This window comes from Amycolatopsis sp. NPDC031561 (genome assembly GCF_055580625.1).
This window is the reverse complement of the sequence record NZ_JBVILA010000025.1, coordinates 79,717-92,452: the sequence shown is the minus strand read 5'-3', so window position 1 is coordinate 92,452 and position 12,736 is coordinate 79,717. Positions and strand designations below refer to the sequence as shown.

General features: G+C 69.8%; 16 protein-coding genes. 4 read left to right on the top strand and 12 right to left on the bottom strand.

Annotation, left to right across the window (positions count from 1 at the left end; translation table 11 throughout):
* Positions 1 to 11 precede the first annotated feature (11 nt).
* Positions 12 to 1,082: a phosphoribosylformylglycinamidine cyclo-ligase gene (gene purM, locus ACZ5IK_RS35880; protein WP_101613593.1), complete on the top strand. Its 1,071-nt coding sequence runs from the start codon at positions 12 to 14 to the stop codon at positions 1,080 to 1,082.
* A gap of 32 nt (positions 1,083 to 1,114) precedes the next feature.
* Positions 1,115 to 1,546 carry an alternative ribosome rescue aminoacyl-tRNA hydrolase ArfB gene (gene arfB / locus ACZ5IK_RS35875; RefSeq protein ID WP_233222919.1) on the top strand — a complete coding sequence of 144 codons (432 nt, stop codon included), beginning with the start codon at positions 1,115 to 1,117 and terminating at the stop codon, positions 1,544 to 1,546.
* Here the strand turns inward: arfB and ACZ5IK_RS35870 are convergent.
* The 6 genes from ACZ5IK_RS35870 to ACZ5IK_RS35845 all read right to left on the bottom strand — a co-directional run bounded on the left by ACZ5IK_RS35870 (position 1,535) and on the right by ACZ5IK_RS35845 (position 5,814).
* Positions 1,535 to 2,293 carry a GNAT family N-acetyltransferase gene (locus tag ACZ5IK_RS35870; RefSeq protein WP_465491720.1) on the bottom strand — a complete coding sequence of 253 codons (759 nt, stop codon included), beginning with the start codon at positions 2,291 to 2,293 and terminating at the stop codon, positions 1,535 to 1,537. The two genes, arfB and ACZ5IK_RS35870, sit on opposite strands and share 12 nt — an antisense overlap.
* A 177-nt stretch (positions 2,294 to 2,470) precedes the next feature.
* A complete protein-coding gene (locus ACZ5IK_RS35865) occupies positions 2,471 to 3,121 on the bottom strand; it encodes a VanZ family protein (protein WP_465491719.1) in 651 nt (216 codons plus the stop codon).
* A 234-nt stretch (positions 3,122 to 3,355) separates the two neighbouring features.
* Positions 3,356 to 4,255, bottom strand: a complete 900-nt coding sequence (locus ACZ5IK_RS35860; RefSeq protein ID WP_101611271.1) for a Gfo/Idh/MocA family protein — start codon at positions 4,253 to 4,255, stop codon at positions 3,356 to 3,358.
* Between the two features lie 103 nt (positions 4,256 to 4,358).
* The gene (locus tag ACZ5IK_RS35855) at positions 4,359 to 4,616 is read right to left on the bottom strand and encodes a hypothetical protein (protein ID WP_465491718.1); all 258 of its coding nucleotides are present in this window, start codon (positions 4,614 to 4,616) and stop codon (positions 4,359 to 4,361) included.
* Between the two features lie 63 nt (positions 4,617 to 4,679).
* The gene (locus tag ACZ5IK_RS35850) at positions 4,680 to 5,540 is read right to left on the bottom strand and encodes a 3-hydroxybutyryl-CoA dehydrogenase (protein ID WP_101611267.1); all 861 of its coding nucleotides are present in this window, start codon (positions 5,538 to 5,540) and stop codon (positions 4,680 to 4,682) included.
* Between the two features lie 88 nt (positions 5,541 to 5,628).
* Complete coding sequence (locus ACZ5IK_RS35845; RefSeq protein WP_020632289.1) at positions 5,629 to 5,814, bottom strand: DUF3073 domain-containing protein; 186 nt, start codon at positions 5,812 to 5,814, stop codon at positions 5,629 to 5,631.
* Between the two features lie 207 nt (positions 5,815 to 6,021).
* Between ACZ5IK_RS35845 and ACZ5IK_RS35840 the strand changes: the two genes are divergently transcribed.
* Positions 6,022 to 6,921 carry a DUF8083 family protein gene (locus ACZ5IK_RS35840; RefSeq protein WP_465491717.1) on the top strand — a complete coding sequence of 300 codons (900 nt, stop codon included), beginning with the start codon at positions 6,022 to 6,024 and terminating at the stop codon, positions 6,919 to 6,921.
* Here the strand turns inward: ACZ5IK_RS35840 and ACZ5IK_RS35835 are convergent.
* The 3 genes from ACZ5IK_RS35835 to ygfZ all read right to left on the bottom strand — a co-directional run bounded on the left by ACZ5IK_RS35835 (position 6,918) and on the right by ygfZ (position 9,970).
* Positions 6,918 to 7,865, bottom strand: coding sequence for an asparaginase (locus ACZ5IK_RS35835; protein WP_465491716.1), 948 nt, complete (start codon positions 7,863 to 7,865; stop codon positions 6,918 to 6,920). The genes ACZ5IK_RS35840 and ACZ5IK_RS35835 overlap by 4 nt on opposite strands.
* Positions 7,862 to 8,425 (bottom strand): RsiG family protein, encoded by a 564-nt coding sequence (locus tag ACZ5IK_RS35830; protein WP_400939987.1) that lies wholly within the window; start codon positions 8,423 to 8,425, stop codon positions 7,862 to 7,864. Before ACZ5IK_RS35830 ends, ACZ5IK_RS35835 begins: the two co-directional genes overlap by 4 nt.
* Positions 8,426 to 8,842: 417 nt before the next feature.
* Positions 8,843 to 9,970 (bottom strand): CAF17-like 4Fe-4S cluster assembly/insertion protein YgfZ, encoded by a 1,128-nt coding sequence (gene ygfZ / locus ACZ5IK_RS35825; protein WP_465491715.1) that lies wholly within the window; start codon positions 9,968 to 9,970, stop codon positions 8,843 to 8,845.
* 30 nt (positions 9,971 to 10,000) lie between these two features.
* On the opposite strand from ygfZ, the gene ACZ5IK_RS35820 reads away from it, so the two are divergent.
* Positions 10,001 to 10,855 (top strand): aminodeoxychorismate lyase, encoded by an 855-nt coding sequence (locus ACZ5IK_RS35820; RefSeq protein WP_465491714.1) that lies wholly within the window; start codon positions 10,001 to 10,003, stop codon positions 10,853 to 10,855.
* Here the strand turns inward: ACZ5IK_RS35820 and ACZ5IK_RS35815 are convergent.
* From ACZ5IK_RS35815 to pxpB, 3 genes are read right to left on the bottom strand one after another with little or no spacing between them, the layout of a single operon-like run.
* Positions 10,848 to 11,261: a hypothetical protein gene (locus tag ACZ5IK_RS35815; protein ID WP_465491713.1), complete on the bottom strand. Its 414-nt coding sequence runs from the start codon at positions 11,259 to 11,261 to the stop codon at positions 10,848 to 10,850. The two genes, ACZ5IK_RS35820 and ACZ5IK_RS35815, sit on opposite strands and share 8 nt — an antisense overlap.
* Positions 11,249 to 12,121 (bottom strand): 5-oxoprolinase subunit C family protein, encoded by an 873-nt coding sequence (locus tag ACZ5IK_RS35810; protein WP_465491712.1) that lies wholly within the window; start codon positions 12,119 to 12,121, stop codon positions 11,249 to 11,251. Before ACZ5IK_RS35810 ends, ACZ5IK_RS35815 begins: the two co-directional genes overlap by 13 nt.
* Positions 12,118 to 12,729 (bottom strand): 5-oxoprolinase subunit PxpB, encoded by a 612-nt coding sequence (pxpB, locus tag ACZ5IK_RS35805; RefSeq protein ID WP_465491711.1) that lies wholly within the window; start codon positions 12,727 to 12,729, stop codon positions 12,118 to 12,120. Before pxpB ends, ACZ5IK_RS35810 begins: the two co-directional genes overlap by 4 nt.
* Positions 12,730 to 12,736 lie beyond the last annotated feature (7 nt).

The window sequence follows — 12,736 nt, the reverse complement described above, 5'->3', positions numbered from 1 at the left end:
AGTCCGCTTCCGTGAGCGAGTCCACGAGCGCCACGTACGCCGCCGCCGGGGTCAGCATCGACGCCGGTGACAAAGCCGTTGAGCTGCTCAAACCGCACGCCGAGAGGGCCACCAGGCCCGAGGTGATGGGCGGGGTCGGCGGTTTCGCCGGGCTGTTCTCCCTGAAGCTGGACAAGTGGAAAGAGCCGGTGCTGGCCTCGTCGACCGACGGGGTCGGCACCAAGATCGCCGTCGCGCAGGCGCTCGACAAGCACGACACCGTCGGCATCGACCTGGTCGCGATGGTCGTCGACGACCTGGTCGTCACCGGTGCCGAGCCGCTGTTCATGCAGGACTACATCGCCGTCGGCAAGGTCGTGCCGGAGAAGATCGCGGCACTGGTCGGCGGCATCGCCGAAGGGTGTGTCCAGGCGGGCTGCGCGCTGCTCGGCGGCGAGACCGCGGAGCACCCCGGCCTGATGGGCGAGCACGACTACGACCTTTCGGGCACCGGCATCGGCGTCGTCGAAGCGTCGAAGGTGCTCGGCCCGGAGCGGGTCCGCCCCGGCGACGTCGTCCTCGCGCTCGGCTCGTCCGGCCTGCACTCGAACGGTTACTCGCTCGCCCGGCGCGTGCTGCTGGAGATCGCGCGCATGCCGCTCGACGGGCACGTCGAGGAGTTCGGCCGCTCGCTGGGCGAGGAGATGCTGGAGCCGACCAGGATCTACGCGAAGGACTGTCTCGCGCTGGTCGCCGAGGCCGACGTCCGCACGTTCGCGCACGTCACCGGTGGTGGGCTGGAACAGAACCTCGCCCGGGTCATGCCGCGCGGCCTGGTCGCGAAGCTCGAACGCGGCACCTGGACCCCGGCGCCGGTGTTCGCGCTGATCGGGCACCGCGGCAAGGTCGAGCGCGCCGAACTGGAGAAGACGTTCAACATGGGCGTCGGCATGGTCGCGATCGTCGGTCCCGACGACGTCGATCGCGCGCTCGCGATGCTGACCGCGCGGCACGTGCCGGCGTGGATCCTCGGCGACGTGCAGCCCGCGGAGGACCCGGACGGCCCGCGCGCCGTGCTTTCCGGTGACCACCCGCGCTTCTAAATCTGCTTGGACTCAGGTGACACACTGGGTCCGTGGCTGATGACGTGGTGATCGGTACCCGGTTCGTGATCCCGGGTGCCGAATTGAGCGAACGGTTCTCCCGGTCTTCGGGCCCGGGTGGGCAGGGCGTGAACACCACGGACTCGCGGGTCGAACTTTCCTTCGACGTGGCCGGTTCGGCTTCGATCCCGGAACATCTCCGGGCCCGGATGCTGGACCGGCTTTCGTCGCGTCTGGTCGACGGCGTCGTCACGATCGCCGCGTCCGAACACCGCTCCCAGTTGATGAACCGGGAAGCCGCGCGGGCGCGGCTGGTGATGTTGCTGGCCGACGCGTCGGCGCCCCCGGCCGCCAAGCGGCGTCCCACCAAACCTTCGAGAGGTTCGAAGGAACGCCGCCTGGCCTCGAAGAAGCGCCGCGGCGATGTCAAGAAGTCACGCCGCAGCGGTTACTCAGATGATTGACAGGTGCACGCACTCGGCCACGGTCTCGAAGCCGACCCGGCCGTAGACGCGCTCCGCCTGCCCGGCGCCCGGCGTCAGGAACACCGACTCGCCGCCACGGGCATGGGCCTCACGGGCCAGGTGCTCGGTCAGCGCCGCGGCGATCCCGCGCTGCCGGTACCCGTCGAGGACCCCGATCCCCGCTATTTCACTCGCGCCGTCGAGGACCGCCGTCGCGACCCCACCGCCGACACATTCACCGGTTTCGGTGAGCGCCATGACCGAGATCGTCTCGCCGTTCAGCTGGGAAGAGGACGGCTCGGCGTGCTCACCGGGGTCGGGTTCGCCGAACGCCACGGTCTGCGCCCGGATCATCAGCCGGAGTTCGGCGGGGGTGACGGGTGTCTTCAGGACGATCCCGCCGGGAATCGGCTGCCCGACGACCTGCCCCGGCGGGCAGACCATCAACGGGATCCGCCGTTCCAAGGTGTAGCCGCCTTCGACGAGCACGGCTTCGGCCTCGGGAGCGGCCTCGGTCAGGAACTCCAGCCGCGGCGTGAGCCCGCGTGCGCGGAACGTCTCGGTCAGCTTCGCGACGTCCTGCGCGGTGGGCTTCCCGCCGTTGTCGGGGATCGCGTAGTTGAGGAACATGTGGTCGTTCCCGGTGGTGAAGGTGGCCAGGAACGGCCCGATCCGCTCGGTTTCGCGGAAGTTCGCCGCGGTGGTGCGGATGTAGGACTGCAGAGCATCGATCGTGTCTGAACGCACTGGTGGACAAGCCTTTCGGGCAAGAGGAAGAGACGCACGGGAGATCCGCGTGCGTGGTGGAGCTGGCGTGAGCGCCGGCTAGCTCGTGCCGACGCCGCTGAAGGCGTCAGGCATGAGGCATCCCTCTTTCTTGGTATGAAGGCTTTCGCGATCACTTTCGCACGGCGGTCAACCGGATTACCGCCGCTGCGGATGCGCGATGCCCGAATAGCGCTCGTCCCACACCGACCTCGGGACCCGCAGCCGGACGGGGGCGTCGCACACCCGCCGGACCTGCACCGGGATCTTCACCGGTGGCCGGACGTCCAGCCGGTGCCAGAGACGTTTGCTCACCGCGGCGCCGATCACGGCGCCCAGCGTGTTCAGGAGGATGTCGTCGGCGGAGGTCACCCTGCCCGCCTGGATCAGATATTGCGTGCCCTCCACCAGCACCGAGACGGCCAGCGCGCCCAGCGCGATCCGGCCCAGTGACCGCAGACGGCGGGACCGCAACGGGAGCAGCGCGCCGAGCGGGCTCAGCATGAGGACGTTGCCCAGCGCCTGCCAAAGGTTGGCGCCGTCGCTCAGCGCGAGGCGCAGGTCGGTGCCGGGTTCGAGGCTCAGCCTGCTGCCCTGCGCGCCGGTCACCGGCATCGTGACCAGGCACAACACCAGGAGGCAGGCCAGCGCGAGCGTCATGTCCACGGCGGCGGTCGCCGACGCGGAGAAGCGGTCAGCTTGTCTTCGCCTTCGATGCGCCGCGAGCAGCGGCCACCCGAGCAAAGCGTAAGGAATCGCGGTGATCGTCAACGGGATCATCGCGCCGAAAGCGCGGAGCAGCTCGCCCATGGCCCTTCCTTTCCGGAGCGCTCAAAGATCACCTTCGCATCACAAGATCGACTCGGCATGGCGGGGCGACCGCACTAAGAGGTGATCTTTTCCGGTAGCGGAAAAGGCTTCGCCGTGCTGGGTACCGGGCGGCGACCGTCCACTTTGGAGCCTGTGGACAAACCTGTGGACGGCCGCGGCGCAACCGGAAGAAGGTGTTATCTCACAAGGAAAGCCTTGTGAGTGACCTGTGTACTACTTGGCGTGCCCGGCGAGTTCGCGCGCGCGTTCGATCAGTTTCTGGAGGTGCAGTCCGCGTCGCACGTCGCACGGATGCGACGTCGTCCCGCTCGCGGCCATCGCGGCGAAATCATCGAGAAGCGCGGTGTACGACTCGCCCGCCGAACCCGGTTTGCGCCCCAGCGTGCGGTAACCGTGCTCGCCGTAAACGGCCACTTCGACGACCGTCGGCTGGATCGGCAGCCGCAACGACAGAGTCGCCGTACTGGTCACGCCACCCGCGTGGGCGAACAGGAGCTGCCACAGATCGTCCTCGCTCCGGTGGGCGGCGAGCACTTCGGTGATCTCACCGAGCGCCGCGTCCAGCAGATCGAAGGCGTGCGGACCGATGTCGGCGAGCGCGCCGGAGTCGTGCCGCCACGCCGAATCCTGGTACTGCCCGCCGAGCAGCGCGCCCGAAAGCCAGCGCGCCCCACCGCCGCGCCAGCCGCCCGCTTCCTTGATCCCGTCGAGCCAGTCGCGGGTCATCGGAGAGAAACGCAAGGTCAGGACCACGAGCGCGGCCACCTCGGCGGCCTCGACCGCGTCCACGAGACGTCGCGCGCCGTCGAGATCCGCGGCGATCGGCTTCTCCAGGATGAGGTGCTTGCCCGCCTCAGCCGCCTTGACGGCCAGCTCCGCCTGAACGGCGGGCGGCACGGCGAACGCGACCGCGTCGACCTGGTCGAGCAGCTCGTCGAAACTGCCGACGGCCTCGGCGCCGTGCGCCTCGGCCAGTTCCGTGGCGGCTTCGGGACGCCTGGTCCAGACCGCGCACAAGCTCGTTCCGGGATGATCGGCGAGGCCCGGTGCGTGCACCGTCTTCGCCCACGGACCGGCACCGACCAGACCTGCACGCAGCTGTCCCTGTCCCACGCCCCCAAGTCTAGGTGCCCACCCGGCGCACCGGCTCCGCCCCACCCTCGCAACTAGTCCTCTAAATGCGGTCCTTGCACGCGCAACTACCGCTTTTAGAGGACTAATCGCGCAGGAGCGGGCGGGCCAGCCGGTCGTGGAGGTCCAGGAGTTCGCCGAGCTTGGCCATGCGTGGCCGGCCGCCCGGCCGTTGTCCGGGCAGATCGACGCCGACGCAGCGATAGCCGCGCAGCACGAGTTCGTTCGGGACGCCGCGGAGGTCACGCGCGGAAGCCGGGCCCGCGGTGGCGAGTCCGATGAGGCCGGTCAGCCCGGCGACGGTGAGCGCCTTAAGGCGCGTGTGCTCGCGCCGTCCATGCAACCGGGCGCGCCGGTCGCATGGACAGCCGTAGAAGTGGTCGCCCGCCGCTACGAAAGTCGCGGATCAGGAGTAGCTGTAGAACCCGCGGCCGGTCTTCTTGCCGAGCAGGCCGGCGTCGACCATGCGCAGCAGCAGCGGCGGCGAGGAGTACAGCGGCTCCTTGAACTCGGCGTACATCGAGTCCGCGATCGCCTTGATGGTGTCCAGGCCGATCAGGTCCGACAGCCGCAGCGGGCCCATCGGGTGCGCGGTGCCCAGTTCCATACCGCGGTCGATGTCCTCCGCCGAGGCGAAGCCCGACTCGATCATCCGGATCGCCGAAAGCAGATACGGCACGAGCAGCGAGTTCACGATGAACCCGGCGCGGTCCTGCGACCGGATCACCGTCTTGTTCAACGCCGTCGTCGCGTGCTCTTCCGCGCGGCGGGCGGTGTCGTCGCTGGTCAGCAGCGAAGGCACCAGCTCGACGAGCGGCAGCACCGGGACCGGGTTGAAGAAGTGGATACCGACCACCTGCTGCGGGCGGTTGGTCGCCATCCCGAGCTTCATGATCGGGATGGACGAGGTGTTGGACGCGAACACCGCGTCCTCACGTTCGACGATCTTGTCCAGCGACCGGAACACCTCGACCTTGGCCTGCTCCTGTTCCAGGATGGCCTCGATGACGAGGTCGCGGTCGGCGAACTCGCCGATCTCGGTGGTGAAGCGGAGTCGTCCGAGCGCCGCGTCGGCGTCTTCCTGCGAGAGCTTCCCGCTCTTGACGCCGCGTTGCAGCGACTTCTCGATCCGCGCCCGTCCGGAGTCCAGCGCCGGCTGGCTCACCTCGGTGATGATCACGTCCAGCCCGGCACGTGCGTGCACCTCGGCGATACCGGAACCCATGAGCCCGGCTCCGATGACACCTACCCGCGTTACGTCCGACACGGAACCCTCCTCGTATTTTGGGCAGCACGCGACACGCGAGGGTGGACCACGGGGTTCAGCCCGTCCCACCCTCGCGTGTCACGCCTGCTCAGCGGCGGTATTCGTCGTACCCGTCGTACGGGTCGTCGTCGTCCCGCTTGTCGTCCTCGTGCCCGTAATCCGAGGAACTACTGGACAGCTCGCGCTGCAAAGCATCGAAGTCGGTTTCGTGCGAGCTGTACTTGAGCTCGCGCGCCACCTTCGTCTGCTTGGCCTTAGCCCGGCCGCGCCCCATGGCTCGACCCCCTCGCACAGGGGCGGGGCGGCCGGGGGAATCGGCGGCCCCGCATCGTCTCGACAATTATTTCCTGCTGACACCGTACCGTGTCCGGGGGGTTGGATGCGACGTGGCACGGTGTGCCGGTGGCGACAGTGTTCACCGGACGCCGGTTACCGGCCGGTCGGTGGCGATAGTCGCAGGTCGGCGTGCCACGATGCTCGTGTGCCCCGTCCGTTCGCGGCTTATCTCCGCGTCTATGAGCCCCTGCTCGCGCTGGGTGATCCACCGGACGAACGCCTGCTCGAGGCCGTCGAAGCGGCCCGGCTCGATCGTTCGTCCGCGGGCGAGCGCGAGCAGACACTGTGGCTCAAGTCACAGCATGTCGGACGGCTGTTGCCCGCAGAGCTCGCGGACGGCAGGGCCGCGCCCAGTCTCGTCACCGACGTCCTCGTCCTGGACCCCGAAGACGTACCGGAAGGTGAGCACGGCGACGCTGGCCCTGGGCCGCTGATCTGCCCGATGGAGATCCGCGCCCGTTCGGCCGCCGCGCTGGTGACCTTCCTCGGCGACGCGCATCCGGCGTTGAAGAACGCGGTGCTCGGCGCGGGCGGCGCTTCGCTCGACATGATCCGCTCGCGGGCGAAGTCCGCCATCGGCGACTTGTCGGCTTCGGCCTCGCACACGCTCTCGACGACGTGGACCGTTCCTCTCCCGTGGTTCGTGCTGTTCGATCCCGGGATGCGCCGGGTCAAACTGGGCAAGGGCCGCGACGATCCCGAGCGTGAGGTGTCGTGGCGGGTCTCCATCGCCGACGCGCGGCATCGCGCCCGCGAGGTCGGTGACCTGCTCGAAGCGACCTTCGGCGATTCGGCACCCGGCCGGGTGCTGACCGAGACGCGGCGCTGGCTCGACAGCTTCCACCCCGGCTCCGCGGTCGAACTCGACTACGGCGGCCTCGTGCAGCTCTTCGCCGACTCGATCCTGCAGGCCGACACGACCGCCGAAGAGGTGCACGACATCCTCGACGCGCTCCGCACCGGCAACGTCGAAGAGCTGGCGGAACTGTTCGCCGACCTGCGCGACTTCTGGGGCGACCTGGCCGCGCGGGAACGCGCGAACTAGCCGAAGAGACCGGCGGCGACCCGCAGTTCGCCGACCGGCTTCCCGCCGCCGAGGACCGCTGCCTTGGGCAGCTGTTCCGCCTCGGCGCCCGGGTCGATGCCGAGGTGGCGCAGGGTCGCGAGCAGCAGCGGGATCCGTGCCCGCGCGGCGCCGTCGTCGATCTTCAACGCCAGCGCGGTGCCGTCCGGCAGCGCGAACGAGTGCACTCCCTCGGCGCCGCCCTTCGAGAACAGGCCGTCGACGTTCTTCATCAGCACGGTGTCCTCGCGGCCGGTGCCCGCCACCTGCCAAGGGTGCGCGCGGACGGCGTCCGCGACCCGGCGGTCCGGGCCGCCCATCGCGGTGACCAGCCTGCCGAAGGACCGAGCGAGGCCGGTGAGGGAGAACGCGAACAGCGGGGCACCGCAGCCGTCGACGCCGACGGTCTCGATCGTCTCGCTGGTGAGATCGGCGATGGTGGCTTGGATGACCTTCTGCAGAGGATGGGTCACGGCCGCGTAATCGCTGGTGGACCAGCCGAGCTGGGTGCAGGTCGTGAGCATCGCGGCGTGCTTGCCGGAGCAGTTCATGGCGGCGCGGCGTTTCCCGGCCGCGGCCACGGCGAGCATGCTCGGCTCGTGCAGCGGGAACGCGGGCGGGCAGGCCAGCGCGTCCTCGGTCAGCCCGGCGCGGGAAAGCATCGACAGCGCGCCTTCGACGTGGCCGGGTTCGCCGTTGTGCGATCCGCAGCCCAGCGCGAGGTCTTCGTCGCCGATCGTGAGGCCGGCGCGCAGCATCCCGACGGCCTGGAGCGGTTTGTTGGAGGAGCGCGGATAGACCGGCCGCTCGATGTCGCCAACGGAGAACCGCACCGACCCGTCCGGGGCTGTGATCACCAGCGCGCCGCGGTGCGTGCTTTCGACGAAACCGGAACGGACGACCTCGACCAGGACGGGATTCGTCACTCGGGCCCGCCGCGTTCGGTGTCGAGCAGGTCGTCGACGGACGCCGTGCCCTTGCGGTAGCGGGTTGCGATCTCGGCGTTGATCGTGTCCATCACGCCCTGCACCTCACGGCGGTAGGAGGAGACGGAGACCTCTTCGTCGGCGTACCTGTTGAGGGCGTTGACCAGCTTCTCGTCCGAGAGTGTGCTGACGTCGGAAAGGTCCGTGTCACCGATGAGCGCCTCGGCGAACCGCCGGTGCTCACCCGCCCGGGACGGCTCCAGCCGCTGATGCCTGCCCGAACCCGTGGCCGGGCCGATCGCGTTGTCCGCCAGGATCGCGGCCAGCCGCTCGACGACGCTGCTCTCACCGCCCGAGCTCCGGCGCTCCTGCTCGGCCCGCACGATGTCGATCCGCGCGTGCAGCAGCCGCCGCAGGTACGACAGGTCGGTCTCCTCCTGCGCGGCCTCGTCACGGCGCTCGCGCAGCACGGAAAGGGTCAGCTCGCCGAGGTCGCTGAGATACCCAGGGCCGAGCACGCGGTCGATACGACGGCGACCACCGGGCCGGACTTCGATCACGCGCGTAGCTTATCGCGCTCCAGCGGAAATGTTCCGCAGGGCGCGATACCACAAGGATCTCCGCCCCTCCCGAAGACCTCCCGCGCGCCACCGCTCTTTCGGTTCCTTCCAGAGCGCGCCCCCCACCCGTCCCGGGGGCGGCCCCTGGTCCAGTCTACCGGGGGCGGCGGGGGAAAAGTGCTGGTCGGCGGGGTTGTCCACAGGTGGGCAGAGTTGTGGATAAGTGCGAAGGGGACTTTCGCCGCGTGTGATGCGGGGAAAGCGTCCTTCGCGGCGTGCGATGCGGGGAAAGCGTCCTTCAGCCCCCGCCGGGGCCAGGAAGCGGGACCGAAGTACGTGAAGGCCCCCTTCATGCACTTAGGCGCAAGGAAGGGGGCCTTCACGTACTTGGAACGTGCGCGAAGGCCACGAAAGCCGTCACCCTCGCAGCCGCTGAGCCGCTTCCCGTCCGGGCGCCGGGGCCTCACCCGGCACGGAGTCCGGATCGATGGCCGCCTGCACGACGCGGTCCTCGGCGCCCACCAGCAGTTCGGCGCCCGGTTGCGTCGAGCGTTTGACCAGCGCCAGCGCGATCGGCCCCAGTTCGTGGTGCTGCACCACGCTGCCGACGCGCCCGACCGTCCGTTCGCCGAGGACCACCGGGTCCCCGGTCTCCGGCGTGATCTCCGGCGAACCGTCCAGGTGCAGCAGCGCCATGTACCGCGGCGGCCGCCCGACGTTGTGGACCTTCGCGACGGTCTCTTGCCCGCGGTAGCAACCCTTCGCCACGTGCGCGGCGGAGTCGACCCAGTTCACCTCGTGCGGGATCGTGCGCTCGTCGGTGTCGAGCCCCAGCCGCGGCCGCAGCGACTCGACCCGCAGCGCGTCGAACGCCCAGCTGCCCGCCGGCCGGGCGCCCGCGTCGGTCAGGCGGCGCCACCAATCGGCGAGCTCGGCGCGAGGAACGGCGAGGTCGACGCTGTTCCGTCCCGGCCACGGCATCCGCCGCGCGAAACCGCCGGGAAGGGACACGACCGAGTACGCGTCCGAGGCCGGCGAGACACCCACGGAGGTCAGCACGCGGTCCGCGTCGGGCCCGAGGACGGTGATCAGCGCCAGCTCGTCCGAGACATCGCGGATGTCCACTTTGGACCAGAACTTCATCGCTTCGAGGTACTCGCGCAGGGTCTGCTTGCCGCCGGAGGGCAACGCGCTGGAGGCCACGGCGCCCCGGTCGCTGTCCAGCCACACCGTTCCGTCCGCGTGCGCGACGACCATGTGGGTGTCGACGCGGCCGTGGCTGTCCAGCACGAGCGCTTCGGTGCCGGTGCCCTCGGCGAGTCCGGTGACGTGCTGCGAGATCACCAAATGCAGCCAGGACAAGCGTTCTTCCCCGGTCACGGCCAGGATCTCGCGGTGCGAACGGTCGATCACGACCGCGCCGCGCGTCGCCGTCCGTTGTTCGGCGAAGGGATCTCCCCAATGCCACGGGACTCCCTCCTCCGGATGCCCGTCGGGTGCCGCGATCGGTCCGGGGAGGTCGAGCAGGGGGGAGCGGTAGGGCATGAAACCCATGCTAGTGAGTACCGTGTCCGTATGCGCGTGCTTGCCTTTCTCGACGGGACCCTGGCCGACCCCGAAGCCGCCCACCTGCGGGTCGACGATCTCGGACTGCTTCGCGGTGACGGCGTGTTCGAGACGATCCTCGTCGTCGACGGCCGCCCTCGTGAGCTCCGTCCGCACCTCGATCGGCTGGCCCGTTCCGCGGCCATGCTCGACCTGCCGGAGCCGGACCTCGCGGCCTGGGAACGCGCCGCGCAGACGGTCATCGACAACTGGTCCGGCCCGGCCGAGATCGCCCTGAAACTGGTGTACACCAGGGGAATCGACGGCGATCCGGAGGCGAAGCCGTTCGGGTTCGCGCTCGGCGTGGAGATCGACGAGAAGGTCCAGCGCGCCCGCGTCGAAGGTGTCGCGGCGATCACCCTCGAGCGCGGTATCGAGCCCGAGCTCGCCGAGCGCGCGCCGTGGCTGTTGCTGGGCGCGAAGTCGATTTCGTACGGCGTCAACATGGCCGCGCTGCGGGAGGCCGCACGCCGCGGCGCGAGCGATGTGATTTTCACCGCCGCCAACGGTTCGGTCTTCGAAGGGCCGACTTCGACGGTCGTCCTCGCGAAGGACAAGACGCTCTACACGCCGCCGGCGAGCATCGGCATCCTGCCGGGGACGACGCAGGCGGCGCTGTTCCGGGGTGCCGAGCGGGCGGGCTGGTCGATCAAGGTCGAGCCGCTCCAGGTCAAGGATCTCAGCGAGGGCGAGGGCCTGTTCCTCGCCTCGTCGGTCCGCAAGCTGACCAGGGTGCACACTCTCGACGGCGCCGCGCTGAGCGACTCCAGCGCGATCCACGCCGAGCTGGCCGCCGCGTACGAGAGCGAATACGCGATCAGCTGAGCGGGCTGATGATCAGAAGGTGCGGCAGGATCGCTTCCTCGCGGTAGGCCGCGATCTTGTGGTGCCCGTCGAGGATCACCGCCGCGTCGATGGTCTCCAGGACGACCGCGACCGGCCGGTGCCCGCTCTTGATCGCCGTCCGGTAGTAGCCGACCCGCGAGACGTCGGCGGGCGGCCAGTCGGCGCTCGGGGTCAGATAACGGTCCTCGGCCAGTTTTTCGGGGCCGGTGACCTGGTACTCGCCGTCGGCGAAGAGATCGAGAAGCGGGCGGAGCGTATCGCCGAGCGGACGCCGCATCTGACCGGTCGCCAGCGCGATCCGCAGCGACTGCGGGAGTTCGGGCTGGGTGGGGACCGAAGTTGTGTCGATGACACCTGTGCCACCGTCGACCTTTACCTGTTCCACACCTTCGTGGACGAGTGAAAGCGGAGAAGGGTTCCGGGACGGGCCTGCGCGAGGGCCGGGAGTGACGCCTGTCTCACCACGGCCGCCACCGGATAACCACCGGTAGTTGGATGATCCGCCAAGAACACGACCGGCAGCCCGTTCGGCGGCACCTGCACGGCACCGGTCAACAGGCCCTCGCTCGGCAGTTCCTTCTCCGCGTATTCGTCCCCGCGAGTCAGGGCGGGCCCGTCGAGCCGGAGGCCGACGCGGTTGGATTCCGCCGTCACCGTCCAGGTCTTCGCGAGCCCGGCCGCCAGGTCCTCGAACCAGTGCGCCCGCGGCCCCGGCTCGACGGGCACGACCAGCTCCGCCGGAGCGATCGTGGGCAGTACGACGTCGGCGCCGCCGGGCAAGGACGGCGTGCCGAGCGGGAGCACGTCGCCCGTCTTCAGCGGAGCGGGCCCGATCTCCGAGAGGACGTCCCGCGAACGGCTGCCGAGTTCGGGGTCGACCGCGATCCCGCCGGAGACCGCCAGGTAGCACCGCAGGCCGGTGGCGGGCGTGCCGATCGCCACGACCTGGCCCTCGGCCAGCCACACCGGCGCGTGCGAGCCGACGGGGCGACCGTCGACCTCGACGGGGACGGCCACGCCGGTCACCGCGATCGTGCAGGACGCCGTCGCGCGCAGTTGCAGCCCGCCGAACAGGCACTCGACACCCGCCGCGGCTTCGTCGTTGCCGACGAGCCGGTTGGCGAGTTTCAGCGCCGGGACGTCCAGCGCGCCGGACGGCGGAACGCCGAGATGCGCGTAGCCGGGTCTGCCCAGGTCCTGGACCAGCGCCAGCGGGCCCGGCCGGACCACTTCGAGGGCCCTCATCCTGCACTCCGGAACCGCACGCGGTCGCCGGGCGCCAGCAACGCGGGTGGCTCTGCGCGCGGATCGAACAGGACGGCGCGGGTGTGGCCGATCAGCCGCCAGCCACCCGGTGAGACCCGGGGGTAGACCCCGGTGAACTCGCCCGCGATCCCGACCGAACCGGGCGGCACGCGAGTGCGGGGAGTCGACAACCGCGGCTGCCGGAGTGGCTCGGGAAGTCCTGTCAGGTAACCGAAACCGGGCGCGAACCCGGTGAACGCCACGGTGTAGACGGCGTCGGTGTGCAGCCGCACGACGTCCTCAATGGACACTCCCGCGTCCCGCGCGACGAGTTCGAGGTCTTCGCCGTCGTAGGTGACGTCGAGGGTGATCTCGCGAGGTTCGCCAGCGGGCGGATGTTCGAGATCAACGTCCGCCAGGAGTTCACGGACGGCCGCGAGGGCGCCCGAGCCGGGGATTTCCACCACCAGCAGACTGCGGGCGCCGGGGACGAGTTCGGTGATCCCGGACGGGCGCGCGGCCGAGACCGTGGCGTGCGCCGCGATCGTCTGGGTCGGTGAATCGCAGTCGAGCAGGGCGGCGTGCTCGCCGTAGGCACGCCACCGCACGGGAGAC

Excerpts from the sequence above, each read along its gene's own strand:
- ACZ5IK_RS35865 (WP_465491719.1), bottom strand. The coding sequence starts at position 3,121 with ATGGGCGAGCTGCTCCGCGCTTTCGGCGCGATGATCCCGTTGACGATC.
- ACZ5IK_RS35845 (WP_020632289.1), bottom strand. The coding sequence starts at position 5,814 with ATGGGGCGCGGCCGGGCTAAGGCCAAGCAGACGAAGGTGGCGCGCGAG.
- ygfZ (WP_465491715.1), bottom strand. The coding sequence starts at position 9,970 with ATGCCCTACCGCTCCCCCCTGCTCGACCTCCCCGGACCGATCGCGGCA.
- ACZ5IK_RS35820 (WP_465491714.1), top strand. The coding sequence starts at position 10,001 with ATGCGCGTGCTTGCCTTTCTCGACGGGACCCTGGCCGACCCCGAAGCC.
- ACZ5IK_RS35810 (WP_465491712.1), bottom strand. The coding sequence starts at position 12,121 with ATGAGGGCCCTCGAAGTGGTCCGGCCGGGCCCGCTGGCGCTGGTCCAG.